This window comes from Kocuria marina (genome assembly GCA_014652975.1).
In the GTDB taxonomy this organism is placed as follows: Bacteria; Actinomycetota; Actinomycetes; order Actinomycetales; family Micrococcaceae; genus Kocuria; species Kocuria marina.
Genome location: BMZV01000002.1, coordinates 178,356 through 203,671 on the forward strand (window position 1 = coordinate 178,356; position 25,316 = coordinate 203,671).

25 protein-coding genes are annotated in these 25,316 nt (G+C 68.9%); 15 read left to right on the forward strand and 10 right to left on the reverse strand.

What is annotated here, in order from left to right:
- Positions 1-7: 7 nt before the first annotated feature.
- Positions 8-2,815 carry an aconitate hydratase AcnA gene (gene acnA, locus IE157_RS05965; RefSeq protein WP_193519431.1) on the forward strand — a complete coding sequence of 936 codons (2,808 nt, stop codon included), beginning with the start codon at positions 8-10 and terminating at the stop codon, positions 2,813-2,815.
- 226 nt (positions 2,816-3,041) lie between these two features.
- Positions 3,042-5,057, forward strand: coding sequence for a 1-deoxy-D-xylulose-5-phosphate synthase (gene dxs / locus IE157_RS05970; RefSeq protein ID WP_193519432.1), 2,016 nt, complete (start codon positions 3,042-3,044; stop codon positions 5,055-5,057).
- A gap of 71 nt (positions 5,058-5,128) precedes the next feature.
- Here the strand turns inward: dxs and IE157_RS05975 are convergent, their stop codons facing one another.
- On the reverse strand, positions 5,129-5,608 hold the full coding sequence (locus tag IE157_RS05975; protein WP_193519433.1) for a Rieske (2Fe-2S) protein: 480 nt from the start codon (positions 5,606-5,608) through the stop codon (positions 5,129-5,131).
- 147 nt (positions 5,609-5,755) lie between these two features.
- On the opposite strand from IE157_RS05975, the gene IE157_RS05980 reads away from it, so the two are divergent.
- Positions 5,756-6,226, forward strand: a complete 471-nt coding sequence (locus IE157_RS05980) for a hypothetical protein (protein ID WP_193519434.1) — start codon at positions 5,756-5,758, stop codon at positions 6,224-6,226.
- Between the two features lie 129 nt (positions 6,227-6,355).
- Here IE157_RS05980 and IE157_RS05985 read toward each other — a convergent pair whose 3' ends face one another.
- The 3 genes from IE157_RS05985 to msrB all read right to left on the reverse strand — a co-directional run bounded on the left by IE157_RS05985 (position 6,356) and on the right by msrB (position 8,887).
- On the reverse strand, positions 6,356-7,618 hold the full coding sequence (locus tag IE157_RS05985; RefSeq protein ID WP_193519633.1) for an HRDC domain-containing protein: 1,263 nt from the start codon (positions 7,616-7,618) through the stop codon (positions 6,356-6,358).
- 133 nt (positions 7,619-7,751) lie between these two features.
- A complete protein-coding gene (locus tag IE157_RS05990) occupies positions 7,752-8,333 on the reverse strand; it encodes a DUF3000 domain-containing protein (protein WP_318281352.1) in 582 nt (193 codons plus the stop codon).
- 137 nt (positions 8,334-8,470) lie between these two features.
- A complete protein-coding gene (msrB, locus tag IE157_RS05995; protein ID WP_369795628.1) occupies positions 8,471-8,887 on the reverse strand; it encodes a peptide-methionine (R)-S-oxide reductase MsrB in 417 nt (138 codons plus the stop codon).
- Between the two features lie 231 nt (positions 8,888-9,118).
- On the opposite strand from msrB, the gene IE157_RS06000 reads away from it, so the two are divergent.
- Positions 9,119-10,369: an alpha/beta hydrolase family protein gene (locus IE157_RS06000; RefSeq protein ID WP_193519436.1), complete on the forward strand. Its 1,251-nt coding sequence runs from the start codon at positions 9,119-9,121 to the stop codon at positions 10,367-10,369.
- Here IE157_RS06000 and IE157_RS06005 read toward each other — a convergent pair.
- Entirely contained in the window at positions 10,335-10,784 is a 450-nt protein-coding gene (locus IE157_RS06005; protein ID WP_131333042.1) for a SufE family protein, read from the reverse strand. The two genes, IE157_RS06000 and IE157_RS06005, sit on opposite strands and share 35 nt — an antisense overlap.
- Complete coding sequence (locus IE157_RS06010) at positions 10,781-11,689, reverse strand: sulfurtransferase (RefSeq protein WP_193519437.1); 909 nt, start codon at positions 11,687-11,689, stop codon at positions 10,781-10,783. The genes IE157_RS06005 and IE157_RS06010 overlap by 4 nt, the downstream gene beginning before the upstream one ends.
- 275 nt (positions 11,690-11,964) lie before the next feature.
- On the opposite strand from IE157_RS06010, the gene zapE reads away from it, so the two are divergent.
- Complete coding sequence (gene zapE / locus IE157_RS06015; RefSeq protein ID WP_193519438.1) at positions 11,965-13,011, forward strand: cell division protein ZapE; 1,047 nt, start codon at positions 11,965-11,967, stop codon at positions 13,009-13,011.
- A gap of 157 nt (positions 13,012-13,168) precedes the next feature.
- Here the strand turns inward: zapE and IE157_RS06020 are convergent, their stop codons facing one another.
- Entirely contained in the window at positions 13,169-13,351 is a 183-nt protein-coding gene (locus tag IE157_RS06020) for an antitoxin (RefSeq protein WP_193519439.1), read from the reverse strand.
- 303 nt (positions 13,352-13,654) lie between these two features.
- Between IE157_RS06020 and nrdF the strand changes: the two genes are divergently transcribed.
- From nrdF to IE157_RS06045, 5 genes are all read left to right on the forward strand, one after another.
- Positions 13,655-14,635: a class 1b ribonucleoside-diphosphate reductase subunit beta gene (gene nrdF, locus IE157_RS06025; protein ID WP_085105975.1), complete on the forward strand. Its 981-nt coding sequence runs from the start codon at positions 13,655-13,657 to the stop codon at positions 14,633-14,635.
- 352 nt (positions 14,636-14,987) lie between these two features.
- Positions 14,988-15,395, forward strand: coding sequence for a hypothetical protein (locus IE157_RS06030; protein WP_193519440.1), 408 nt, complete (start codon positions 14,988-14,990; stop codon positions 15,393-15,395).
- 131 nt (positions 15,396-15,526) lie between these two features.
- Entirely contained in the window at positions 15,527-16,249 is a 723-nt protein-coding gene (locus tag IE157_RS06035; RefSeq protein WP_064846977.1) for a lipoate--protein ligase family protein, read from the forward strand.
- A gap of 31 nt (positions 16,250-16,280) precedes the next feature.
- On the forward strand, positions 16,281-17,090 hold the full coding sequence (locus IE157_RS06040; RefSeq protein WP_193519441.1) for an SOS response-associated peptidase: 810 nt from the start codon (positions 16,281-16,283) through the stop codon (positions 17,088-17,090).
- Between the two features lie 133 nt (positions 17,091-17,223).
- The gene (locus IE157_RS06045; RefSeq protein ID WP_098055514.1) at positions 17,224-17,670 is read left to right on the forward strand and encodes a pyridoxamine 5'-phosphate oxidase family protein; all 447 of its coding nucleotides are present in this window, start codon (positions 17,224-17,226) and stop codon (positions 17,668-17,670) included.
- A 255-nt stretch (positions 17,671-17,925) separates the two neighbouring features.
- Here the strand turns inward: IE157_RS06045 and IE157_RS06050 are convergent, their stop codons facing one another.
- Positions 17,926-18,432, reverse strand: a complete 507-nt coding sequence (locus IE157_RS06050) for a GNAT family N-acetyltransferase (RefSeq protein ID WP_231885618.1) — start codon at positions 18,430-18,432, stop codon at positions 17,926-17,928.
- A gap of 211 nt (positions 18,433-18,643) precedes the next feature.
- Here IE157_RS06050 and IE157_RS06055 point away from each other — a divergent pair, with 211 nt between their 5' ends.
- Complete coding sequence (locus tag IE157_RS06055; RefSeq protein WP_098055511.1) at positions 18,644-19,963, forward strand: M20/M25/M40 family metallo-hydrolase; 1,320 nt, start codon at positions 18,644-18,646, stop codon at positions 19,961-19,963.
- Between the two features lie 155 nt (positions 19,964-20,118).
- Positions 20,119-21,303 (forward strand): acyl-CoA dehydrogenase family protein, encoded by a 1,185-nt coding sequence (locus tag IE157_RS06060; RefSeq protein WP_193519442.1) that lies wholly within the window; start codon positions 20,119-20,121, stop codon positions 21,301-21,303.
- 13 nt (positions 21,304-21,316) lie between these two features.
- Here the strand turns inward: IE157_RS06060 and IE157_RS06065 are convergent, their stop codons facing one another.
- The gene (locus IE157_RS06065; protein ID WP_094067061.1) at positions 21,317-21,514 is read right to left on the reverse strand and encodes a DUF5703 family protein; all 198 of its coding nucleotides are present in this window, start codon (positions 21,512-21,514) and stop codon (positions 21,317-21,319) included.
- Positions 21,515-21,601: 87 nt separating this feature from the next.
- Here IE157_RS06065 and IE157_RS06070 point away from each other — a divergent pair, with 87 nt between their 5' ends.
- The 3 genes from IE157_RS06070 to mshC all read left to right on the forward strand — a co-directional run bounded on the left by IE157_RS06070 (position 21,602) and on the right by mshC (position 24,366).
- Positions 21,602-21,985 (forward strand): primosomal protein, encoded by a 384-nt coding sequence (locus IE157_RS06070; RefSeq protein WP_193519443.1) that lies wholly within the window; start codon positions 21,602-21,604, stop codon positions 21,983-21,985.
- Between the two features lie 124 nt (positions 21,986-22,109).
- Positions 22,110-22,943 (forward strand): undecaprenyl-diphosphate phosphatase, encoded by an 834-nt coding sequence (locus IE157_RS06075; protein WP_193519444.1) that lies wholly within the window; start codon positions 22,110-22,112, stop codon positions 22,941-22,943.
- Positions 22,944-23,055: 112 nt separating this feature from the next.
- Positions 23,056-24,366 carry a cysteine--1-D-myo-inosityl 2-amino-2-deoxy-alpha-D-glucopyranoside ligase gene (gene mshC / locus IE157_RS06080; RefSeq protein WP_193519445.1) on the forward strand — a complete coding sequence of 437 codons (1,311 nt, stop codon included), beginning with the start codon at positions 23,056-23,058 and terminating at the stop codon, positions 24,364-24,366.
- A 28-nt stretch (positions 24,367-24,394) separates the two neighbouring features.
- Here mshC and IE157_RS06085 read toward each other — a convergent pair whose 3' ends face one another.
- Positions 24,395-25,291, reverse strand: a complete 897-nt coding sequence (locus IE157_RS06085) for a PAC2 family protein (protein WP_064846984.1) — start codon at positions 25,289-25,291, stop codon at positions 24,395-24,397.
- Between the last annotated feature and the right edge of the window lie 25 nt (positions 25,292-25,316).

The following is a 25,316-nucleotide window of genomic DNA, read 5'->3' on the forward strand; positions in this document are numbered from 1 at the left end:
CCACACCATGACTGTGGACAGCTTTGGAGCCAAGGACGTTCTCAACGTCAAGGGCACCGACTACGAAATTTTCCGACTGGACGCCGTGGAGGGAGCCCAGAAGCTCCCCTACAGCTTGAAGGTCCTGCTCGAGAACCTGCTGCGCACCGAGGACGGTGCCAATGTGACGAGCAAGCACATTGAAGCCCTGGGCAACTGGGACCCCGAGGCCCAGCCCGACACGGAGATCCAGTTCACCCCTGGTCGCGTGATCATGCAGGACTTCACCGGCGTTCCCTGCATCGTGGACCTGGCCACCATGCGTGAGGCCGTGGCAGATCTCGGCGGCGACCCCTCCCGCGTGAACCCGCTCGCCCCGGCCGAGCTGGTCATCGACCACTCCGTGCAGATCGACGCGTTCGGTTCCGCGGACGCGATCGAGCGCAACATGGACATCGAGTACCAGCGCAACGGCGAGCGCTACCAGTTCCTGCGCTGGGGCCAGACCGCGTTCGATGACTTCAAGGTGGTCCCGCCCGGGATGGGCATCGTCCACCAGGTCAACATCGAGAACCTGGCCCGCGTGGTCATGACCCGCGAGGTTGACGGCACGCTGCGCGCCTACCCGGACACCTGTGTGGGCACCGACTCCCACACCACCATGGAGAACGGCATCGGCGTGCTCGGTTGGGGTGTGGGTGGCATCGAGGCCGAGGCCGCGATGCTCGGTCAGCCCATCTCCATGCTGATCCCGCGCGTGGTGGGCTTCAAGCTCACCGGCGAGATCCCCTCCGGTGCGACCGCCACGGACGTGGTGCTGACCATCACGGAGATGCTGCGTGAGCACGGTGTCGTGGGCAAGTTCGTGGAGTTCTACGGTGAGGGCGTGGCAGCGGTACCGCTGGCCAACCGCGCCACGATCGGCAACATGTCCCCGGAGTTCGGTTCCACCGCGGCGATCTTCCCGATCGACCAGGTGACCCTGGACTACCTGGCGCTCACGGGCCGCTCCGAGGAGCAGATCGCCCTGATCGAGGCGTACACCAAGGAACAGGGCATGTGGCACGACCCCGAGCACGAGGTCGCCTACTCCGAGTACCTCGAGTTGGACCTGTCCACCGTGGTCCCCTCGATCTCTGGGCCCAAACGTCCCCAGGACCGCATCGAGCTGACTCGCTCCAAGGAACAGTTCCGCGACGACCTCGTGAACTACGTGGCCGAGGACAAGTCCGTGGATGTGGACCCGGACGTCGTCGAGTCCTTCCCGGCCTCCGACGCCCCCTCCCACGACGCGACCGACGAGCAGGACCCCCAGGACGCGCCGCGCGAGAGCTCCGCGGACGACATGAGGGAGCGCCCCGAGCACCGAGTGGAGGTCTCCATGGAGGACGGCCGTCACTTCGAGCTGGACCACGGTGCCGTGTCGATCGCCTCGATCACGTCCTGCACCAACACGTCCAACCCCTCGGTGATGATGGCCGCGGCCGTGCTCGCGCGCAACGCCACGGAGAAGGGCCTCAAGGCCAAGCCGTGGGTCAAGACCTCGATCGCGCCGGGTTCGCGCGTGGTCACCGAGTACTACGAGAAGTCCGGTCTGGTCCCGGCACTCGAGGAGCTCGGCTTCTACATCGTGGGTTACGGCTGCACCACGTGCATCGGCAACTCCGGTCCTCTGGAGCCCGAGATCTCCCAGGCCGTGCAGGAAAACGACCTCGCCGTGACCTCGGTGCTCTCCGGTAACCGCAACTTCGAGGGCCGAATCAACCCGGACGTGAAGATGAACTACCTCGCGTCCCCGCCGCTGGTCATCGCGTACGCGCTGGCCGGGACCATGGACTTTGACTTCGAGAACGAGCCTTTGGGCCAGGACTCGAATGGTCAGGACGTGTTCCTCAAGGACATCTGGCCGGACCCCACCGAGGTCCAGAAGATCATCGATGCCTCGATCGACACCGATATGTTCGACCGCGAGTACGGCACCATCTTCGACGGTGACGAGCGCTGGCAGAACCTGGACACCCCCACGGGTGACGTGTTCGAGTGGGACCCCGAGTCCACCTACGTGCGCAAGCCACCGTACTTCGAGGGCATGACCATGGAGACCACTCCGGTGGAGGACATCGAGGGTGCGCGCGTGCTGCTCAAGCTGGGCGATTCCGTGACCACGGACCACATCTCCCCGGCCGGTTCGTTCAAGAGCGACACGCCCGCGGGCAAGTACCTCACGGAGCACGGCGTGCAGCGCAAGGACTTCAACTCCTACGGTTCCCGCCGTGGTAACCACGAGGTCATGATCCGCGGTACGTTCGCGAACATCCGCATCAAGAACCAGCTGCTCGACGGCGTGGAGGGCGGTTTCACCCGCGACTTCACTCAGGAGGGTGGCCCGCAGGCCGCCGTGTACGACGCCGCGATGAACTACCAGGAGGCCGGTGTTCCCCTGGTGGTGCTGGGCGGCAAGGAGTACGGCTCCGGTTCCTCGCGTGACTGGGCGGCCAAGGGCACGTCCCTGCTGGGTGTGCGCGCGGTCATCGCGCAGTCCTACGAGCGCATCCACCGTTCCAACCTGATCGGCATGGGCGTGCTGCCCCTGCAGTTCCCCGAGGGCGAGTCCGCGGACTCCCTGGGGTTGGACGGCACCGAGACGTTCTCGATCGAAGGGGTCACCGCGCTCAACGACGGCCAGACCCCCAAGACCCTGAAGGTCACGGCCACCAAGGAAGACGGTTCCACCGTGGAGTTCGACGCCGTGCTGCGCATCGACACCCCGGGTGAGGCCGACTACTACCGTAACGGCGGCATCCTGCAGTACGTGCTGCGTCAGATCGCCAAGTAATAGGTCCTCGGATCGTACCGTCGGCCGGTGATCCCCGCTCGGGGGGTCACCGGCCGACGGCGTCGCGGGCGTCGTTCGCCGTGGCCCAGGCCATGCGACGGGACGGGGCCCCGGCCAGGGCGAGTAAGATCGGACGGAGCATTCGGGCGCATCATGATCCCCCCGCCGGACGAGCACCCGTCCGGTGCGGGCCCGAAGAGGACGAGACATCCACGGAGAGCAGGCTATGACGCTTCTGGAGACCATCGAGGGACCCGAAGACCTACGGGGGCTGGACGCCGCGGCCATGGAGCAGTTGGCCGCCGAGATCCGTTCCTTCCTGATCACCCACGTCTCCGCGACCGGGGGTCACCTGGGGCCGAACCTGGGTGTCGTGGAGCTCACCCTCGCGGTGCACCGCGTGTTCGACTCGCCCCAGGACTCGATCGTCTTCGACACCGGGCACCAGTCCTACGTGCACAAGCTCGTCACGGGTCGCCAGGACTTCGACACCCTGCGCCAGGAGGGTGGCCTCGCGGGCTACCCGTCCCGCGCGGAGTCCGAACACGACATCGTGGAGTCCTCCCACGCGTCGTCGTCCCTGTCCTGGGCGGACGGGATCTCGCGCGGTTACGCGCTCACGGGCCAGGACGACCGGCACACCGTCGCGGTGATCGGGGACGGGGCCCTGACCGGTGGCATGGCGTGGGAGGCCGTGAACAACATCGCCTCGGACCGGGACCGCAAAGTCGTGATCGTGGTCAACGACAACGGCCGCTCCTACGCGCCCACCGTGGGCGGGTTCGCGAACCACCTGCGCGAGCTGCAGGCCAGCGTGCAGCAGGGCGTGGACGCCGTGCGCACGGACCGCCGCTACGAGCAGACCCTCGCGAAGGCTAAGCGCCTGCTGACGTCCTCGGGCCACCTGGGCCAGGCCGTGTACCGCGGTCTGCACGGGATGAAGCAGGGCATCAAGGACGTGGTGGTCCAGCAGGGGATCTTCGAGGACCTCGGCATGAAGTACGTGGGTCCGGTGGACGGCCATGACCTCGCCGCGATGGAACAAGCGCTCACGAATGCCCGCAACTTCGGTGGCCCGGTCATCGTCCACGCCATCACCGAGAAGGGCCACGGCTACTTGCCCGCCCGCCTGGACGCGAACGACCAGTTCCACTCCGTGCCCGTGATCGACCCCACCACGGGCAAACCCACGAGTACCGCCTCGGCCCGCTCGTGGACGCACGTCTTCCGCGACGAGATCGCCGCGATCGCGGATGAGCGCGAGGACATCGTGGGCATCACCGGCGCCATGTTGATCCCCATGGGACTGCAGAAGATGCAGACGGTACACCCGCAGCGCGTCGTGGACGTGGGGATCGCCGAACAGCACGCGCTGACCATGGCCGCGGGCATGGCGTTCAGCGGGCTGCACCCGGTCGTGGGCCTGTACGCGACGTTCCTCAACCGCGGCTTCGACCAGCTGCTCATGGACGTGGCCCTGCATCACGCGGGCGTCACGGTCGTGCTGGACCGCGCGGGCGTCACCGGCCCGGACGGGCCGAGCCACCACGGGATGTGGGACCTCGCACTGTTGCAGATCGTGCCGGGGCTGCACCTCGCGGCCCCGCGGGACGAGGCCACCATGGTCGAGGAGCTGCGCGAGGCGGTTGCCGTCTCCGACGCACCCACCGTGGTGCGCTACCCCAAGGGCGCGGTGGGTGCGCCGTTGCCCGCCCTCGAGCGACTGAGCGGCGGGGTGGACGTCCTCGCCCGCAACGGCGAGGCCTCCGGCAAGGGCGTGGATCACCGCGACGTGCTGATCGTGGGCGTGGGCGCCATGTGCGTCACCGCGCTGGACGTCTCCGAACGCCTCGCCGCCCACGGTGTCTCCTCCACCGTGGTGGACCCCCGCTGGGTACTGCCCGTGCCGCAGGCGGTCGTGGAGCAGGCAGCGACGCACCGGATCGTGGTGGTGATCGAGGACGGTGTGCGCGCCGGGGGCATCGGTTCGCTCATCCGCCAGGAGATGCGCGCCCAGGGCGTGGACACCGCGCTGAACGAGGTGGGGTTACCCACCGAGTTCCTCGAGCACGCGAGCCGCGAGCAGATCCTGCAGCACACGGGGTTGACCGCCCAGCGCGTCGCCCAGGACACGCTCGCGTCCGTCCTGGGCACCAAGGTCCCGTACGCGCGCCCCGTGTCCGAAGACGCCGCGCAGCTCACCGTGCCGCGCTCCGGGGAGCAACCGCGCGACGGACGCTGAACCACCAGCGCTGATCCACGGACCGTTCGCCGCCGGACAGATGTGGTGCGCGGCGAACGGATCCGCGCGGTTCAGCCCACGATGACGCGCCCGTCGCGCACCGTGACCGGGTACTCAGTGAGTCCCCTGGATGCGGGCCCGCCCTTGACCTCGCCCGTGGCCATGTCGAACGCCGAGCTGTGGCACGGGCACACGTACTGCCGGTTGGCGGGATTGACGATGCACCCCTCGTGCGGGCACACGGGAGAGAACGCGGTGAACGTGCCCTCGGTGGGCTGTCCCACCACGGCCTGCACACCACCGGAGTCCACCTTGAGCCCCGACCCCACGGGGATGTCCGCGGCGGCGGCCACGTCCACGGGGGTGGCCGGCGCGGTGGGGGTGGCCGCGGCGTCGTCGTCCGATCCGCCGCCCGAACCGCACGCGCTCAACCCGACCGCGCCCACAGCGGCGATCCCGGCGGCACCCACGGCGCGTCGGCGCGTGAACAACGCGGGGGAGGGGGTCTTGGTCCGGGCGGCGGGGTCCTCGGGCAGGGGTGGGACGGTCATGGCGGTGCGATCCTTTCGACGCGGTGGCTCCAATCCTAGGACCGGTCACGGCGCGGCGTGGGGCGCGGGGGCGGGGTGTTTCCTCAGTACGATGGGACCAGGAGCGGACGGGTGGATCCCGGTCCGCGGTACAGGAAGGAAGGCACCATGATCAAACGTCTTGCATTCGTCGCCGGTTTCGGAATCGGCTTCGTGGTCGGCTCCGCGTCCGGTCGCAAGAGCTACGAGTCCCTGCGCGAGAGCGCGCTGAACACCTGGAACGACCCCAAGGTCCAGGCCAAGGTCTCCGAGGGTACGGACTGGGTCAAGTCCGAGGTCCCCGTGGTGGGCGAGAAGCTCGCCGACGGCGCGCAGAAGGCCGCCGACACCGTGGGCGCCAAGGCCTCCGAGGGCGCGGCCGCCGTCAAGGACAAGGCCGCCCAGGGTGCCGCGTCCGTTAAGGACAAGGCGCAGGGCGGTGCCGAGGCCGTGAAGCAGAAGGCCTCCCAGGGCGGTCAGGATTCCGGTACGCCCGCGAAGGACTCGGGCGCCGAGCTGCCCGAGCCCGCCGTGACCGAGGACGAGGTGGACATGAAGCCCGCGCACCCGGGTCCGGACGCCAAGGACATGAAGAACTGATGCGACGGGCGGCACGGGTCATGTGACCGCGCCGCCGCGTGACAACGGCCGTGCACCTTCGTGGGTGCACGGCCACTGTCGTGTCGTGGCCGGAGCGGTCCGGTGCACGGCCGGCTCCGCGCCCTCGATCTACTCGTGCCCCTCAGTGGTCTTCTCCGCCCGACGCCGCGAGCGCAGTTCACGCCACGCGGCCCCGATCACGGGCGTCACGTGCTCGACCTGCCACGAGCGGGCGCCGAGCTCGCGCAACCGGGCGGCCACGGCGTCGTCGGCGGCGGAACGCGGGGGCTGCCAGCAGAACCGGCGCAACAGTTCGGGCGTCAGGAGGTTCTCGGTGGGTAACTCCAGGTGCTCGGCGAGTTCCGCCACGGCGGGTTTGAGGACCTTGAGCCGCGCCGCTGCCTCCGGGCGCTTGGCATCCCAGCCCTTGACCGGCGGGAGGGCGTTGGAGGGGATCGTGGCGGGGACGGGCTCCTCGGTGTTGCGGGCGTCCTGGACCGCGGTGAGCCACCGGGTGGCCTCGCGCGAGGCCAGGCGACCGTGGAAGCCCGGGGTGGCCATGAGCTGCGGCACGGTGCGGGGCATCGCGTTGGCGGCCGCCACGATCGCCGAGTCCGGGAGCAACCGTGTGGGCGCGAGGTCCTTGTGCCGCGCGAGCGACTCCCGCGCCTGCCATAGATTGCGCACCGCGGTCAGCTTGCGCCGGCCACGGACGTTGCCCACGCCGTGGGTGCGCCGCCACGGATCCTGGCGCGGTGCGGGCGGGGGCAGGGTGCGGATGTGTTCGAATTCTTCGAGAGCCCAGTCGAGCTTGCCCGCCTGGACCAGGCGATCCTCCGTGGCCCAGCGCAGCTGCACGAGCACTTCGACGTCCAGTGCGGCGTAGTTGAGCCAGTCCACGGGCAGCGGGCGCTGGGACCAGTCCACCGCCGAGTGCTCCTTGGACAGCGTGAATCCCAGCAGTTCCTCCGTCATGGAGGCGAGGCCCACCTTGCGCAGCCCGAGCAACCGACCGCCCAGTTCGGTGTCGAAGAGCCGGTCCGGGTGCATGTCCAGTTCGGCGAGGCAAGGCATGTCCTGCGTGGCCGCATGCAGCACCCACTCGACGTCGCGCAGGGCCTCGTTCACGACCGCCAGGGACCCCACGGCCTCGGGATCGATCAGGATCGTGCCCGCGCCCTCGCGGCGCAACTGCACGAGGAACGCGCGCTGCCCGTAGCGGAACCCCGAGGCGCGTTCGGTGTCGATCGCCACGGGACCCGTGGCCGCGGCCAGTTGCTCCGCGGCGCGCGTGAGGCCGCGGGCGGTGTCCACCACGCGGGGGAGCCCCTCTGCGGGGCCGTTGAGATGCACGGTCGCGGGAATGTGCAGATGCTCGAATCCGGGGACCACGATCTCGGGTGGCTCCGGAGCTCGAGGGGGCCTGGGGTCCTTGGCGTTGCTGTTGATGGGATGTTCCTCGGAGGGTGGATCGGCGGCGGTGCAGGTGATCCGCACCGCCGGACGGGACGGATGACGGGGCCGGTTACAGGTAGGTCACGCCCTCGTGATGGGGTGGCAGACCGGCGGCGGTGCACAACACCTGGGCCCACGCACCCAGGTGTGTCAGGGCCCAGTGCGGCGGGCCGATGTGGGGCACCGGGGTCCAGGACGCACGCACCTCCACCTGGGCGGAGTCTGCATGTTCGGTCAGGCTGCCGAAGTGGCGCTCCACCGTGCGGGAGGCCGTACCGCCCTCGGCGGTGAACTGCGCACCGTGCTCGGTGAGCGTGTCCGTGAGCCAGGACCAACCGACGTCGGTCAGCAGGTCGTCCCGGCCCATGGCGGCGTCCGTGCGGGACCGGAACCAGCTCACGATCCGGAAGGGACCTTCCCAGGGCTGCGGGCAGGACTCGTCGTACAACACCACGAAACGCCCGGCCGCCGGTGCGTCGTCCGCGGTGCGGGGCCGGCCGGGTGCGGTGTCGCGCCGATGGGGACCCCGGACGACTTCCGCGGCGAAGGAGATCGCGTGCGGAGCAAGTCCGTGCGGGGGGACGATACGGCGCAGTGCGATCTCCGGGCGGAAGCGGGCAGTCTCCAGGGCTTGCACGACTGCGCGAAACACGTCCGGAGTGCTGTTCAGCTCGGTTACCGCTCCCACAAGGTCACAGTAACCACACCGTTATCCTTCACCGCGCGTTTGACATCGTGTCGCTCGTGCGTATCGCCGTGCGTCGTTCTGGGGTGGGTCGGATCGACGCTTCAGTCCTGCGTCGCGGGAACCAGACGCAGGGACACCGAGTTCATGCAGTAGCGCAGATCCGTGGGAGTGTCGTACCCCTCGCCCTCGAATACGTGGCCCATGTGCGAGTCGCAGTTCGCGCAGCGCACCTCCACGCGCTTCATCCCCATGGTTGTGTCCTCGATGTAGCGCACCCGGTCCTCCGCGAGCGGCGCGAAGAAGGACGGCCACCCGCAGTGGGACGAAAACTTCGTGTCCGAGCGGAACAGCTCGGCCCCGCACGCGCGACACTCGTACACGCCCTGCGTGGTGGTGTCCACGTACTCGCCCGTGAAGGGGCGTTCGGTCCCCGCCTGGCGCAGCACCTGATACTCGAGCGGGTTCAGTTGTTCACGCCACTGCGCGTCCGTGCGCGCCGCGGCGGCCTCCGGGCTCAGGGCTCCGCCGGTGCGGGCGCTCGTCTCGTGGTTCGGCTCCGTGGTCACGGGGCGCCTCCTTCTCGTCGTCATGTGACTTCCTCCCTGTTCAACCATGCGTTCGCGCCGGTTATGCCCGTACGACGTCGCGTAGCCGCCGTTCGACGCTCGCGCGCACCGTGTATTCGGGGTGCCTGCGGTGACCGGCCCGCCATCCAGGTCCCCGTGATCGGCGCGTGCCAGAATGACGACATGACTACCCTGATCACCCCCGGGCAGGATTCGAACGCGCGCTCGTGGCGCCGCGGCGCGGTGGTGGGCGCCGCCGCGAGTATCGGAGCGGCGTCGGCGACGTTCGCGTTGTCGGGAGGTCTGGCGGCGCTCGTCGCGCGCCACGTGGTCACCCCGTCCACCCGGCCCGGCAACGTCCAGGTGCTCAAGCTCGAGAAGGACCCCAACTCGGGACAGGAACTGATCACGCTGCCCGCGAACCCGGACACCCGGGTCGCCGGGACGTACGCCCTACGGTTCGACGACGGTCGCGGCCTCGCGCGGATCGGCTTCATCGTGCGCCAGACCGGGGGCACCGTCACGCGGCTCGTGGAGCGCGTGTACCGCGGGGAACTCGCGGTGGGCAAGCGCGGGTGGTGGACCGGGACCGTGTACGCGCGACCGTCGGACGCCGGGTTGGCCTACGGCAAGATCCACGTGGAGACGCCGCTGGGGCCCGCGCCCGCGTGGGTCATCCCCGGGGACGGGGACACGGCCACCGCACACCACACCGGCACGTGGGCGGTCATGGTGCACGGCCGCGGCGCCCAGCGCCCGGAATGCATCCGCGGGGCCAGGGTGGCCCACGAACTGGGGTTGCACTCCCTCATCCTGTCCTACCGCAACGACCAGGAGGCACCCTCCACCCCGGATCAGCGCTACGGGCTCGGGTTCACCGAATGGGAGGACATCCAGGCGGGAATCGGCTATGCGCTGGACCACGGAGCGTCGGACATCGTGCTGTTCGGGTGGTCCATGGGCGGGGCCATTGTGTTGCGCACGACCGAACTGACCGAGTACCGCGACCGCATCCGAGCGCTGGTGCTCACGGGACCGGTCGTGGACTGGTACGAGCTACTGGCTCACCAGACCCGGATCCACCGCATCCCGCGGCGCGTGGGTCGCATGGCGGCGGACCTGATCTCCCACCGGATGGGCCCGCGGATCACCGGGCTGGCCGCGCCCCTGGACCTGCATGCCCTGGACTGGCTCTCCCGCTGGGAGGACATCACTACGACCACCCTGATCCTTCACTCCACGGACGACGAGGTGGTCCCGGTGGCCGGGTCCGTGGAACTCGCCAATCGCAGTCCCTACGTGGACTTCGTGGGGTTCTCCGGGGCCCGGCACACCAAGGAATGGAACATCGACCGCAAACGCTACGAGCGGGCCATCCGTGACTGGTTGCCCGCGGCGCTCACTCGCCGAGCCGGGCGTGGATCTGGCGTTTGATCCGACCGAGCATCGCGGACATCCCGCGCATGCGCAGCGGGGACACCAGCTTGGTCAGCCCGAAGCGTTCCGGCAGGTCGTCGGGTACGTCCAGCACCTGGGACGCCGGCAGGCCGTTGAGCCCCTCGTGCAGGATGGATGCGAAACCGCGCGTGGTGGGCGCTTCCGCCGGCGCGGAGAAGAACAGGGCGACCGGTGCGTCCGCATCGGACCCGTCCAGTTCCACGGTCAGGAACAACGGCGACTGACACTCGGTGACCTGCTCGAGTTCCTCCGGGTGCTCGCCGAGCCGCGCGGGCAGCGCGGGCAGCGAACGGGAGAACTCGAGCAGCAACTGCAGCTTGTCGGGCTCGGGGACCTCGTGGAACTCGGTCACCAGCTCCCGCAACTGTTCGGGCAGGTCCTGGGTGCTCACCGCGCGGCCCCGGGGGCCTCGCCGCGTTCCTCACCCTGCGCCACGGGCACGCGCACGGCGTTGCCCCACTCGGTCCAGGACCCGTCGTAGTTGCGCACGTTGTCGAAGCCGAGCAGGTGGGTCAGCACGAACCACGTGTGCGAGGAACGCTCGCCGATGCGGCAGTACGCGATCACGTCGTCGTCCTGCCCGAGCCCGACCTCGTCGCGGTAGATGGCGTCGAGGTCCTCGCGGGACTTGAACGTCCCGTCCTCGGCGGCGGCCCGGGCCCACGGCACGGACGCCGCGGTGGGGATGTGTCCGCCGCGCAGCGTGCCCTCCTGCGGGTAGTCGGGCATGTGGGTGCGCTCGCCCGTGTACTCCTGGGGGGAGCGCACGTCGATCAGGGGAGTGGTGCCCAGCGCGGCCAGCACGTCCTCGCGGTACGCGCGGATCACTGAGTCGTCCCGCTCCACCACGGGGTACTCGGTGGGGGTCACGGGGGTCGCGTCCGTGGTCAGTTCGCGGCCCTCGGCGATCCACTTGTCGCGCCCGCCGTTCATCAGGCGAACGTCCCGGTGACCGAACAGCGTGAAGACCCACAGGGCGTAGGCGGCCCACCAGTTGGACTTGTCGCCGTAGATCACCACGGTGTCGTCGCGGGAGATCCCCTTGCGGGACATCACCTCGGCGAACTGCTCCCCGTTCACGTAGTCGCGGGTGTCCGGTTCGTTGAGGTCCGTGTGCCAGTCCACCTTGACGGCCCCGGGGATGTGCCCGGTCTCGTACAGCAGGACGTCCTCGTCCGATTCGACGACGACGATGCCGGGCGTGCCGACGTGATCGGCCACCCACTGCGTGGACACCAGTCGTTCCGGGTGCGCGTACTGCGCGAACGCGTCGTTCTGCTCTGCTTCTACAGCCATGAGACTTCTCCTTGTCCTTGTACTGTCGTGGGCGCTGCGCACGCACGTGCCGTGCGCGTCTCGTTCTCCAGCGTAGTGGTGCGCGCGCACCCGGCGCATGCCGGCCCGCGTGTGCCGTCATACGCGGTCGCCGTGTTCACCACGGGCTGACCGGTAGCATCGGGGGAGAACGGGACGCCCGGCGCGTCCCACGTACTGTCCGTTTACCGCAGGACCGGTCCCGGTGCGCGCCCGCCGCGGCGCGCGATCCGGAACCGGTCGGGAGGCCCTGTCACGTGAGCACTCAGATCGAACACCTCGTGGAGCGCGATCCACGCGTCTCGGCCGATGAACTGCTGGCCGGTTTCACCCCGTCCGAACGCTTCGGGGAGGTGTCGTTCGACACGTACCGCCCGGATCCGTCCCAGCCCTCGCAGGCACAGGCGGTCGAGAAGCTCAAGACCTTCGCGGCGGGCGCGTCCGGGGGCGGCGTCTCCGGTGGCGGGTTCTTCTCCAAACTCTTCGGCGGGCAGAAGAGTTCCGGCGCGGCGCAGGGGATCTACCTGGACGGCGGGTTCGGCGTGGGCAAGACCCACCTGCTCGCGTCCCTGTGGCACGCCGTGCCCGGGCCCAAGGCGTTCGGCACGTTCGTGGAGTACACCAACCTGGTGGGTGCGCTGACGTTCCGCCGCACCGTGGACGCCCTGAAGGAATACACCCTCGTGTGCATCGACGAGTTCGAGCTCGACGACCCCGGGGACACCGTGCTGATGTCCCGGCTCATGCGCGAACTCGCGGACGCGGGCGTCAAGCTCGCGGCCACGTCCAATACCTTGCCCGGTTCACTGGGCGAAGGCCGGTTCGCGGCGCAGGACTTCCAGCGTGAGATCCAGGTGCTGTCCTCCCAGTTCGAGGTCGTGCGCATCGACGGCGAGGACTACCGTCACCGCGGACTGCCGAACGCGCCGTCGCCCCTGCCCGACGACGCCGCGCTCGACGCCGCCGTCGAACAGCACTTCGCGGGTCGGCGTGTGGCGATCGACGACTTCGACGCGCTCGTGGAACACCTTTCCCGCGTGCACCCCTCGCGCTACCGTGCGCTGATCGAGGGCCTGGACGCGATCGCGTGGCGCGGGGTGCGCACGATCGACCAGCAAGCGGTGGCGCTGCGGTTCGTGGTGCTCGCGGACCGGTTGTACGACCGGGACCTGCCCATCCTCTCCACGGGCGTGCCGTTCGACCGCGTCTTCACGGAGGAGATGATGGCCGGCGGCTACCAGAAGAAGTACTACCGGGCGGTCTCCCGCCTCACGGCACTCGCCCGGGAGGCGGACGAGGCCTGAGACCCGCGAGAGCGGTGGCGACGCCGCGGCGTCGCCACCGCGCGGGTGACCGGTCCTTGAGAGGAGCCCTCGAGCCCGTGGGGCGCACCCTCGAGCCGACGTGAGAACGGGGTCCCTTCCGATCGGAAGGGACCCCGTTCTCACGCGGCGGTACAGATCACTCGTTGCCGCTGAGCCGATCGCGCGCGGCGTCCTGGCCTTGATCGATCTGGCCCTCGAATTTGTGACCGGTCTTCTCGTCCACGGCGTCACCCGCCTTGTCGATGCCCTGGTCGACCTTGTCCTGGTGGTTTCCGGCGGCGTCCTTGGCCTTGTCCGCGAGTCCTCCGAGATCCGGCATGATCTGTGTCCTTCCGGTAGGTGAACCAGCCCGGTGTCGGGTCGGTACGTTTATCCTGCACGGCTTCCGTCACATACGGAAGGACCCCGACACGGGGTTCACCCTGAGGGAACATGACGCGATGGGTCCGGGGTGGAAGGAATCGGGCCCCGTTCGTTCCCGCCTGAAGTGGAGTACCCTGGGAAGTCGTCCCGCGCGCCAGCCGACCCCGCGAGAACCGGTGTGCAGCGCTCGCCCGCCGAGCGCCGTCGGCGTCATCCAGCGGGGCGGGAACCCCCATCCACGAAGGAGCCAGTGCGCGCCATGACCACCGAGAAGGTCGAACTGCTCCGCCACCCGGCGGAGGCCATCAACTGGAATCGCGTCCAGGACGAGAAGGACACCGAAGTCTGGGACCGTCTGACGTCCAATTTCTGGCTCCCCGAGAAGGTCCCGCTGTCCAACGACGTCCAGTCGTGGAAGACGCTCACGGCCGAGGAGCAGGACCTCACCATGAAGGTGTTCACGGGCCTGACCCTGCTGGACACCATCCAGGGCACCGTGGGCGCGGTCTCCTTGATCCCGGACGCCAAGACCCTGCACGAGGAAGCCGTGTACACGAACATCGCGTTCATGGAATCCGTGCATGCGAAGTCCTATTCGTCTATCTTCTCCACGCTGTCGTCCATGAAGCAGATCGACGAGGCGTTCCGCTGGTCGCGCGAGAACGAGCACCTGCAGCGCAAGGCCGACATCGTGCTGACGTACTACAAGGGTGACGACCCGCTGAAAAAGAAGGTGGCCTCCACCTTGCTGGAGTCCTTCCTGTTCTACTCCGGGTTCTACCTGCCCATGTACTTCTCCTCGCACGCCAAGCTGACCAACACCGCGGACCTGATCCGGTTGATCATTCGCGACGAGGCCGTGCACGGGTATTACATCGGCTACAAGTACCAGCGTGGTCTGCTGCAGGAGACCCCGGAGCGTCAGGAGGAGCTCAAGGCGTACACGTACGAGCTGCTGGACGAGCTCTACGACAACGAGGTGGCCTACGCCGAGGCGCTCTACGACTCGGTCGGCTGGACCGAGGACGTCAAGAAGTTCCTGCACTACAACGCCAACAAGGCACTGAACAATCTGGGCTACGAGGCCCTGTTCCCGCGGGAAATGACGGACGTGTCCCCGGCCATCCTCTCCTCGCTGTCCCCGAACGCGGATGAGAACCACGACTTCTTCTCCGGTTCCGGCTCCTCCTACGTGATCGGCAAGGCCGTGAACACGGAGGACGAGGACTGGGACTTCTGAGTCACTGAGCGCCCGCCCTCCCGGAGAGCGTTCCGAGGCCCGGATCCGCACGGTGTATGCGGGCCCGGGGGCGGGTTGGGTGGGAGTGTGCGGGAAACAAGGCCATGGAATGAAGAGCGGGTGGCGCGCGGGTGCGTCCCCCAATGTGCGGCTGTCATCACGTGGCCGCTGTTCCTAGGCTGGAGCCGCAAGGGGAGAGGTTTCCCGCCAACCCTCAGGCGTTCCGGGGGGAACGCCGGGTTGGTGGGGGCACGATCGACAACCGTGAAGAACTGCACAGTCATGCAGTCGCCACGGGAGATCTTCGTAGGGGGGCTTGAACGTGATGCGCGCAAAATCGTCCGTCAAATCAGTGCTCTCGGTCGCCGAGCTGGGCACGCTCAACCAGCTCATGCGCGGTGCCGGCACGGTGGAACCGTTCGAACGTGAACTGGTGTCCCGCGTGTTCGTGGGTGCTCGTGCGTGGCTGCAGGAACAGGAAGAGGGCGCGGAACTCACCCGTGACCAGCGCAAACGGTGGAACGCCGCGGTGCGCTACGTCAATCGCTACGTCTCACGCGGCGGTGTGACCATGTCGTGGCGAGTGCTGCGTTCCTTGGGCAACTCCACGGATCTGCTCGCGAACCACCACGTGCTCAAGACCGCGATGGTAGCCGCCGCCGCTCACGGTCCGGTCACCGCGGCCGAGGAGAGCCGCATGGCCACTGCGCTCACCGCCCCGCCCCGTCCGGCCGCGCGGTTGACCACCTCCGCGGCGTGATGCTCCACACGTCGTCGACTTAGCGCGCGCCACGTCCGGCCGGGTGAGCGAGGAGTTGCGGGGAACGGACCCGCCCGTGCCGCCGCGTCCGGGTTCCGAGCGGGCCCCGCTGCACTAGAGTTGGCGCCAGCATGAAACTCATACGCCAGCGCGAGTCCCTGGGCGCCGAACAGGACTACCGCCGCGCCCTGTCCATCCTCGACGCCGCGCGCGGTGGCGCCACCGAACCCGTGTTGCGCGTGTACCAACCGCGGCCCACGGTGGCCTTCGGTCGCCGCGACGAACTCAACCCCGGGTTCCCCCGGGCCCGTCAGGCCGCGCTCGACGCCGCGTTCACCCCGCTCGTGCGCCGCGTGGGTGGCCGTGCGGCCGCGTACCACGGGGGTTGCTTGGTCATCGATCACGTGGAACCGGATCCGGATCCTAAGACGGGTATCCAGGACCGGTACCGCCTGTTCGGGGACATGGTGGTCGCAGCACTCGAGGAACTCGAGATCCCGGCCCAGGTGGGAGAGATCCCCGGGGAGTACTGCGCGGGGGAGTACAGCGTGCACGCACCGGGGACAGCGGCGGATCCGAACCAACCGGTCAAACTCGCCGGTACCGCGCAGCGTGTCGTGGCCGGGGCGTGGTACTTCTCCACGGTGCTCGTGATCGAGGTAGCCGAGCCGTTGCGCAGCGTCCTGGAGGACGTGTATTCGTGCCTGGGTGTGTCGTGGGAACCGGCCACCGCCGGGTGCGTCGCGGACGTCCGACCGGGCACCACGGTCGCCGAGGTCGAGGCCGCGCTCATGAGCGTGTACGACCGGTACTCGTCCTACATGGGGTACGGCCCCGTGAGCGGATCGCGGTAGGACCGACAACCCGTCACGGGAGGAGAACACCATGTGCGGTCGTTATGTGATCGCCCGGACCCCGGGCCAGCTCGCACTGCCCTTCGACGCGCAGGTCGACGACTCGATTGCCGGGGGCGTGGAACCCAACTGGAACGTGGCTCCCACGCACACGGTCCCGATCATGCTCGAGCGGCTCTCACCGGACGGTCAGCTGCTCCCGGAGATCCACGCCGCGCGCTGGGGCCTCGTGCCCTCGTGGGCCAAGGAGCTGTCGATCGGGTCCAAGATGTTCAACGCCCGCTCGGAGACTGTGACCGAGAAACCGTCCTTCCGGGCCGCGGTCAAAGCCCGGCGCTGCGCGATCCCCGCGGACGGCTATTACGAGTGGAAGGCCCCGGAGTCCGGGCGCGGGAAGAAGCAACCGTACTTCGTGCACCCCGAGGACGGTTCCCCGATCTGGTTCGCCGGGATCTACGAGTGGTGGCACGTTCCCGACGACGCCGCGGACCTCGCGCGCGCCGAGCAGACCCGGCCGGGCAAGAACGCGCAGGACGACGCGGGCCGGTGGTTGCTCTCGTGTTCGATCCTCACGCGCGAGGCCCCGGACGCGCACGACGAGAACTCGCACCTCGCCGCGCTGGGAGCCCTGCACAACCGGTTGCCCATGGGCATGACCGAAGCGTTCGCGCGCGAATGGATCACCCCGGACAAGGACCACGCCCCGGAACTCGTGGACCGCGCGGTGGCCGGCGCGTTGGAGGTCGCCGCGCAGTGGCGCATGCATGCCGTGAGCACGGACGTGGGGTCGGTGAAGTCCCAGGGGGAGTACCTCGTGGAACCCCTGCAGACCTTGCTGTAGCCGCAGCCGGGGGCGTGTCACAACCCCGGTGAATGTCCTCGGTGCGGCCCGCCGCACCGCAAGACCTCGGCCCTCTGCCTATGGTGGAGACGGTGCACCGATGCACCCACACCGACGATAACCGGGGGTAGACATGGTTGAACTGGGCAACACCCTGACCGATGACACGCGCTGGCTGATCGACTTCGTCCGCTCCGCCGGAGCCGGCGTGCTCGCGAGCAACAGCGGCACGGGATATCCCGAATCAGCGTACGTCCACGTGGCTGCCACGGACGACGGACACATCGTCTTCGGGACCAACACCAAGTCCCGGAAGTTCTCCAACATCACGTCCGACCCGCGCGTGTCCATGGTCGTGATGCGCGACGGCACGCACGAGGTGCAGCTCGAGGGAGAGGCCAGGGTCCTCGAAGGGGCCGACGCCGCTCCGGCCGGTCAGACGCTCGCGGCACAGCACCCGGGGGCGACCGATACGAACGATCCCGAGAACCTGCGGGTCCTGGACATCACGGTGCGTTGGGCCACGCGCACGGACGCATCCCAGGTCCCGCCGCGCAGCGACGAGCTCACGCTGCGCTGACGGGTTGCTGCCACGCTGACGGGTTCGCCCCTCGCTGTCGAACGACGGCGCGGGCGCGTCACGGAGGGGCGCCGGTGCGCTCGGCGGACGCCGATTCGTTCCACGACATGCAGTGCATCCATCCGCAGCAGGAGACCCGGGTCGCCTCAGGCGATCCGGGTCTCTTGCATCCGGTTCAGAACGGTTCGGTTCTGGGCGGGTCGGTCTTGGACGGCTCGGTTCCGGGCAGCTGCGTCCCGAACAGCCGCAGCACCGTCAGAGTTCGTCCTGCTCCGGGATCCAGCGGTTGAAGTCGAGCGTGAGGTAGAGCGCGAGCGCCGCGGAGTTGTCCTCCGGGATCCGCACGCACACCTCGTGATAGCCGTTCTCGTGCAGGGACGTCATGACCTGGCGCACGAGCTGCTCCGCCAAGCCGCGGCGGCGGTGCGAGGACGCCGTGAAAAGTTCGAACAGGTACGGCACGTCCGGCAGGTGCGGGTCATCGCGGCGCTCGAGCACGATGGCCGCGGCCACGGGGTTGCCGTCCTCGTCCTCGATCACCTGCGACTGTTCCTGCAGGAACGGGCCGAACTCACCCCGGAAGGCGTCTCGGACCGTGGTCTCCGCGTCCTCCTGCGTGCCCACGGTCCCGGACCCGTAGGCCTCCCGGAGTAACCGGGCGAGCGCGGCGGTGTCCTCGTCCGTCACGGAACGGCTCGTGGCCGTGAGCTCCCGGGGGGTCAGCTCCGTCCGCGCGATCAGCGTGATGGTTCCAGTCATCATGGCCTCCCATGGGTCATCGGTGCACACGGTAGTTCTTGCCCCTCAGGGTAACCGAGAAGACCCCGGTTTCCACGGGCGTACTACGGTGGAGGGGCAGGCCCGTCCGAGCCCCGGCCCACGGCACCGCGGTGGGCGCGAGCGGCGTCGTCGTCCCACGCGGGGACCGGAGCCCGGAGGCCACCGTCCGGCGTTAGTGAGGAGAGCGAGCACCATGACCGAGAACCCCCAGACCGATTCCACACCGGAGGGCGAGACCGCCCGGATCTGCCGCGAGTTGATCCGCTTCGACACGAGCAATTACGCGAGTGGCGAGGCCAAGGGCGAGCGTGCGGCGGCTGAGTACGTGGCCGAGCTGATCCACGAGGTGGGCCTCGAGGCCCACTACTTCGAGTCCGCCCCGGGCCGCGCGAACGTGTTCACCCGTATCGAGGGCAAGGACCCGAGCGCGGACGCGCTGCTCGTGCACGGCCACCTGGACGTGGTCCCCGCCGCGGCGCAGGACTGGTCCTTGGACCCGTTCGCAGGGGAGGTGCGGGACGGGATGATCTGGGGCCGCGGCGCGGTGGACATGAAGGACATGGACGCCATGATGCTCTCGGTGCTGCGCCACATGCGCCGCACGGGAACCGTGCCCGAGCGGGACATCGTCTTCGGGTTCTTCGCGGACGAGGAAGCCGGGATGCGCTACGGCTCCAAGTGGATGGTGAGCGAACATCCCGAGGTCTTCGACGGTGTCACGGACGCACTGAGCGAGGTGGGCGGGTTCTCCGCGAACATCGGCGGCAAGCGGGCCTACCTGCTGCAGACCGCGGAGAAGGGCCTGCTGTGGTTGAAGCTCATCGCACAGGGCCAGGCCGGGCACGGCTCCGGGCTGCACGAGGACAACGCCGTGACGCACCTGTCCCGCGCCATGGCGAACATCGGGCAGTACACGTGGCCCGTGGAACTGACCAAGACCACCCGCGCGTTCCTGGACGAGGTCACCGAGCTGACCGGCGTGGAGTTCGATCCGGAGAACCCGCAGCGGCTGTTGCGCGAACTGGGGGATGTGGCCCGGTTCGTGGGGGCGACCCTGCAGAACACCTCGAACCCCACGATGCTCGACGGCGGGTACAAGACGAACGTGATCCCCGGGACCGCGCAGGGCACCGTGGACGTGCGGTTCCTGCCGGATCAGCGTGATCTGGTGATGGAGAAGCTCCAGGAGCTCGCGGGTGACAAGGTGCGCTTCGAGGCCGAGTTCGAGGACATCGGGCTGGAGGTCCCGTTCTCGGGCAACGTGGTGGACGCCATGGTGGACGCGCTGCAGGCCGAGGACCCCGACGCCGTGGTGCTGCCCTACATGCTCGGCGCGGGCACCGACAACAAGTCCCTGGCCACGCTCGGGATCACCGGCTACGGATTCGTCCCGCTGCAGCTGCCCCCGGAACTGGACTTCACGGGCATGTTCCACGGCGTGGACGAGCGCGTGCCCGTGACCTCGCTCGAGTTCGGTTCGCGTGTGCTGGACCGCTTGCTGCGCACGTACTGAGCCCCCCGCGCTCGCCGGCCCGAACGACGTCGGCCCCGCGTCGTACTGCCAAGTCGTAGCGACCTCGTGCATGCCCCCCGCGACCGGACCCGCGCGACGCCGACCCGTCCTGCGTTCCGCCCCATTCCACCGGCCCGACCACCGAAGGAGCCCCCATGACCGCCGTGACCGAACTGCTATCCGACGAGCTGCTCGCCGAGATCAGGGATCGCGCCGCCGCGACCGACCGCGACAATGCGTTCTTCGCCGAGGACTTCGATGCGCTGCGCGAGATCGGCTACCTGCGGATGCTCGTCCCGCGCGAGTTCGGCGGGCTGGGCTTCACGCTCGAGCAGGCCGCGCAGGCGCAGCGCCGCCTCGCCACGGCCGCACCGGCCACCGCGCTGGGGATCAACATGCACCACGTGATCGTGGGGATCGGCCACACCCTCCACCTGCGCGGGGACGATCGCGCGCAGCGGATCTTCCTCGACGCCGTGGCCGGGGAGGTCTTCGCGTTCGGGATCTCCGAGGCGGGCAACGATTCCGTCCTCTTCGACGCGACCACGAGCGCCGAGCCCGTGGCCGAGGGCTGGCGCCTGCACGGCACCAAGATCTTCACGTCCCTGTCCCCGCGCTGGACGCGCCTGCTCGTCCACGCCCGGGTCTCCGGGGACGACGACGCCGCACCTCTCGTCTTCGGGTTCCTCACTCGGGAGGACCACGGGTCCCCGGCGGAGGGGGTCACGGTGCGCGAGGACTGGGACGCGCTCGGGATGCGTGCCTCGCAGTCGTGCACCACGGTGCTGGACGGTGCGCTGCTGCGCACCGAGGACGTGCTCACCAGGACCTCTGCCGCGCCCAACCCGGACCCCGTGGTGTGGGGGATCTTCGGGTGCTTCGAACTGTTGCTCGCGGCGGTGTACACGGGGATCGCCGACCGCGCGATCGACGTGGCCGTGGAGATCACGACCACGAGGCGATCCCTGGCCAAGGACGCCCCGTACTCGGACGACCCGGACATCCGTCGGCACATAGCCGGGGCCGGTGTGCTACGGGACGGGGTGGAACTGCAACTGCGGCAGTTGTGCGCGGACGTGGACGCCCTGGGCTCGGACCGGGAGCCGGCGCACGGGCCGCGGTGGTTCATCCTGTTCTCCGGGGTCAAGCACCGGGCCACGGAAGCCGCGCGCGCCGTGGTGGACCTGGCGCTGCGGGCGTCCGGGGGAGCGCAGTACCGGCGCGGTTCCGAGCTCGAGCGGCTCTACCGGGACGTGCTGGCGGGGATGTACCACCCCTCGGACGAGGAATCCGTTCACGCGGCCACGGCGAAATCCCTGCTGGGACCCGTCTCGTCCTGAGCGGATCCCAGGCTCAGAACGTGCGGTCCACCCGCATGATCCGCCGGCGCAGTACATAGCGGCGTTGGCCCCCGTAGAGCACCGCCGAGCGCATGAGTTCCCACTTGCCGTACTCGGTGTGTTCCCGCACCCGGCTGCGTGCCTCGGCGGGTTTCTCCCGCGGCGCCACCGTGAGCGAGAGGTACTCGTACCGGTCGTCGCGCCCGGTCATGGTGGGGTGACCGGATACCGAACTGTGCTTCAGACGTTGTTCTTTCATTGCTCCCATTCTGCTCCGATAACGGCTAACGTCTACACCATGAGCACCGATCCCCGCGCCGCGCTGCAAGCGCTCGTCAACGCCCTCGAAGAACACCTCGCCGCCGCGGCGAACCGCCGTTCGGACGACGATCCCACGGTGGACGGAGCCTACCTGGCCATCGCCAACACCTTCGAAGCCTACGAGGAAGCCCTCTACGACGCCTACGACGAGGTCACCCCGCTCACCGTCTTCGCCGAGGAGGACGACTCCGACGACGACCTCGACTACGACGACGAGGATGACGATGACGATGACGACGACGATCTTCTCGAGGACAACGAGATGATGGACGAGGATCTCGTCGACGAGAACGACTACGACGATGACGACGACGAGAACGAGGACCGTGATTCCTCGAACGGACCCCGTTCCCGGCGCTGACCCGGGGGATCGGATCACGTGAGCTGCGAAGGCCTCCGCCGCGGGCGGGGGCCTTCGTGCGTGTCCAGCGGCTTCCCAGGGCGGGCCGGGAAGCACCTCAGAGGGGGTGCCGTACAGTTGTCGCGTGAACTGGATCGAAGCGATAATCCTGGGCCTCGTACAGGGGCTGACCGAATTCCTGCCGGTGTCCTCCTCCGCCCATTTGCGGATCGTGGGCGAGTTCCTGCCCAACGGGGCGGACCCCGGGGCCACCTTCACCGCGATCACCCAGCTGGGCACCGAGACCGCCGTGATCATCTTCTTCTGGCGGGACATCGTGCGCATCATCACGAAGTGGGCGCTGTCGTTGAGCGGCCGCGTGGACCGCAAGGACCCGGACGCCCGCATGGGGTGGTTCATCATCCTGGGTTCACTGCCCATCGCCGTGCTCGGTCTGTTGCTGCAGGACTACATCGAGACCCAGTTCCGCTCGCTGTGGATCACCGCGACCATGCTGATCGTCTTCGGTCTGTTCCTGGCGATCGCGGACTACATGGGCAAGCAGGAACGTCACCTGGAGGACCTGACCGTCAAGCACGCCGTGGGCTTCGGTTTCGCCCAGGCGCTGGCACTGGTGCCCGGTGTCTCCCGCTCGGGTGGCACGATCACCGCGGGTCTGCTCATGGGCTACACCCGCGCGGCCGCGGCACGCTACGCGTTCCTGCTGGCCATTCCCGCGGTGTTCGCCTCCGGCCTGTACCAGCTGTACAAGGCGGTCAGCGGCGCCGAACCCGGTGGGGTCTACTCCCTGGGTCAGACCGCGGTGGCAACCTTGATCGCGTTCGGCGTGGGTTATCTGATCATCGGGTGGTTCATGCACTACATCTCGGAACGCAGTTACAACCTGTTCGTGTGGTACCGCATCCTGTTGGGTGCCGCGCTGTTCGTGATGCTCGGAGCGGGGCTCATCAGCGCCTGATCAGCACCGCCCTCGACCCGTGACGTGCGCGTTCGCGGTCACCAGGGAATAGCGGCCCCGGTGCGCCCGTTGCGTTCGGGGGAGTCCAAGAATCGTCCAAGCGAAGGTGAACATGAAGCGTTGGTCCAGCCGTCCGGTTCCGCAACTGCCCGGGACCTCGCCCGCACCCCTCGTGCACGACACAAGCACGGGGGAGCTCGAACGGCTGGAACCGCGTGAGGGCCGGGCGGGACTGTACGTGTGCGGGATCACCCCGTACGACGCCACGCACATGGGCCACGCCGCGACGTACGTGAACTTCGACCTGCTCAACCGGGTGTGGCGGGACGCCGGCTTCCCCGTGGACTACGTCCAGAACGTCACCGACGTGGACGACCCCCTGCTCGAGCGGGCGAACGACACCGGCGTGGACTGGCGCGAGCTCGCCGAGGAACAGACGGAGTTGTTCCGTACCGACATGGCGGCCCTGAACGTGCTGGCCCCCGATCACTACGTGGGGGCCACCGAGGCCGTCGAGTGGATCGTGCCCGCCGTCGAACGCCTCGTGGAACGCGGGCTCGCGTACCGCGTCCCGGAGGGCACCGGTCAGGACGGGCGCTCGGAGCCCGCGGGGGACGTCTACTTCGACGTCGATGCCGCCGGGCGGTTGCGCGCCGGCGATCCCGACGCATGGGTGATCGGCTCCACGTGTCGCCTGGACCGGGAGCGCATGCTGCCCCTCTTCGCGGATCACGGCGGCGACCCCGAGCGCACGGGCAAGCGTGATCCGCTGGACCCGCTGTTGTGGCGCGTCAAGCGCGAGGGCGAACCGTTCTGGGACGGTGCGTCACTGGGTGAGGGCCGTCCCGGATGGCACATCGAGTGCAGCGTCATCGCGCTGCAGTACCTGCCCGCGCCGTTCACCGTGCAGGGCGGAGGCTCGGACCTCGCGTTCCCGCACCACGATATGGGCGCAGGCCACTCGTACGCGCTGTCCGGTGAGCCCATGGCCGAGCACTTCGTCCACACCGCGATGGTGGGGCTGGACGGCGAGAAGATGTCCAAGTCCAAGGGCAACCTGGTGCTCGTCTCGACCTTGCGCCGGGAGGGAGTGGATCCCGCCGCGATCCGTCTGGCGATCCTCGCCAACCACTACCGTACGGACTGGTTCTGGACGGACGACCTGCTCGAGCAGGCGAAGCGTCGCCTCGCCACGTGGCGTGAGGCCGCCGTCAAACCTGAAACGGCCGGGGCGGACTCCCTGCTCGAGGCCGTTCGCGCGGCCCTCGGTCAGGACCTCAACGCTCCCGCGGCACTGATCGCGGTGGACGCGTGGGCCGCGCGCAACCTGGGCGGTGCCGCCGCGCGTGGTGCGGGGGCGTCGGCCGAGGACGCCGCGCTGGCGCGCGCCACGGTCGAGGCGTTGCTCGGCATCGAACTCTGAGCGCCCCGCCTCCGACGGACCCGCGCGGTCAGCCGCGGTCGTCGCGGCGGCGCAGGTAACGCTCGAACTCGCGGGCGATCGCGTCCCCGGTGGCCTCCGGGAGGTCCACGGTGTCCTTGGCCTCCTCGAGCTGGCGCACGTAGTCCGCGACCTCCGGATCCTCGGAGGCGAGCTCGTCCACGCCGCGTTCCCACGCCTCGGCGTCCTCGACCACGGGTTCGAGCGGCAGGGCCATGCCCAGCAGGTCCTCGAGGCGGCGCGCGAGCGCGAGCTGCGCCTTGGGGGAGGGCGACTGCGCCACGTAGTGCGGGACGGCGGCCCACATGCTCAGCGTGGGGAAGCCCGCGAGCGCGGCCATGTGGGAGAGCACCCCCACGATCCCGGTGGGTCCCTCGTACTGGGGGGCATCGATGTCCAGTTCCTCGCGCAGCTCCTCGGTGTCCGAGGTCAGGGTCACGGGGATCGGGCGGGTGTGGGGGACGTCCGCGAGCAGCGAGCCGAGCATGATCACGAAGTCCACGTCCAGGGCCGCGGCCTGCTCGAGCAGTTCGGCGGTGAACGCGCGCCACCGGTAGGACGGCTCCCAGCCGTGCAGCAGCACGACGTCCAGGTTGGTCCCGGGCACCGACGCCTTGGACAACCGCGTGGTGGGCCAGTGCAGTTTCTGCTCCCCGGTCAGGGGCCGGCGGATCACGGGACGGGAGTACTGGTAGTCGTAGTAGTCGTCCGAGGCGACCTCGAACACGTCCTTCGCGTTGAGCTGCTCGCGGATGAGCTTGAGGGTGTCCGTGGCGGCGTCGCCGGCGTCGTTCCAGCCCTCGAACGCGGCGATGAGCACCGTGACGGTCTCCTGGTCCGCACCGTCACGCACGACCCCGAAAGGTCCGATACCGGGCTGCTCCGAATTATTGTCCAACGTGGTCACCGTCCCACTGTACGGCCCATGCGGG

Excerpts from the sequence above, each read along its gene's own strand:
- acnA (WP_193519431.1), top strand. The coding sequence starts at position 8 with ATGACTGTGGACAGCTTTGGAGCCAAGGACGTTCTCAACGTCAAGGGC.
- dxs (WP_193519432.1), top strand. The coding sequence starts at position 3,042 with ATGACGCTTCTGGAGACCATCGAGGGACCCGAAGACCTACGGGGGCTG.
- IE157_RS05975 (WP_193519433.1), bottom strand. The coding sequence starts at position 5,608 with ATGACCGTCCCACCCCTGCCCGAGGACCCCGCCGCCCGGACCAAGACC.
- IE157_RS05980 (WP_193519434.1), top strand. The coding sequence starts at position 5,756 with ATGATCAAACGTCTTGCATTCGTCGCCGGTTTCGGAATCGGCTTCGTG.
- IE157_RS06000 (WP_193519436.1), top strand. The coding sequence starts at position 9,119 with ATGACTACCCTGATCACCCCCGGGCAGGATTCGAACGCGCGCTCGTGG.
- IE157_RS06010 (WP_193519437.1), bottom strand. The coding sequence starts at position 11,689 with ATGGCTGTAGAAGCAGAGCAGAACGACGCGTTCGCGCAGTACGCGCAC.
- IE157_RS06020 (WP_193519439.1), bottom strand. The coding sequence starts at position 13,351 with ATGCCGGATCTCGGAGGACTCGCGGACAAGGCCAAGGACGCCGCCGGA.
- nrdF (WP_085105975.1), top strand. The coding sequence starts at position 13,655 with ATGACCACCGAGAAGGTCGAACTGCTCCGCCACCCGGCGGAGGCCATC.
- IE157_RS06035 (WP_064846977.1), top strand. The coding sequence starts at position 15,527 with ATGAAACTCATACGCCAGCGCGAGTCCCTGGGCGCCGAACAGGACTAC.
- IE157_RS06040 (WP_193519441.1), top strand. The coding sequence starts at position 16,281 with ATGTGCGGTCGTTATGTGATCGCCCGGACCCCGGGCCAGCTCGCACTG.
- IE157_RS06045 (WP_098055514.1), top strand. The coding sequence starts at position 17,224 with ATGGTTGAACTGGGCAACACCCTGACCGATGACACGCGCTGGCTGATC.
- IE157_RS06050 (WP_231885618.1), bottom strand. The coding sequence starts at position 18,432 with ATGATGACTGGAACCATCACGCTGATCGCGCGGACGGAGCTGACCCCC.
- IE157_RS06055 (WP_098055511.1), top strand. The coding sequence starts at position 18,644 with ATGACCGAGAACCCCCAGACCGATTCCACACCGGAGGGCGAGACCGCC.
- IE157_RS06060 (WP_193519442.1), top strand. The coding sequence starts at position 20,119 with ATGACCGCCGTGACCGAACTGCTATCCGACGAGCTGCTCGCCGAGATC.
- IE157_RS06065 (WP_094067061.1), bottom strand. The coding sequence starts at position 21,514 with ATGACCGGGCGCGACGACCGGTACGAGTACCTCTCGCTCACGGTGGCG.
- IE157_RS06070 (WP_193519443.1), top strand. The coding sequence starts at position 21,602 with ATGAGCACCGATCCCCGCGCCGCGCTGCAAGCGCTCGTCAACGCCCTC.
- mshC (WP_193519445.1), top strand. The coding sequence starts at position 23,056 with ATGAAGCGTTGGTCCAGCCGTCCGGTTCCGCAACTGCCCGGGACCTCG.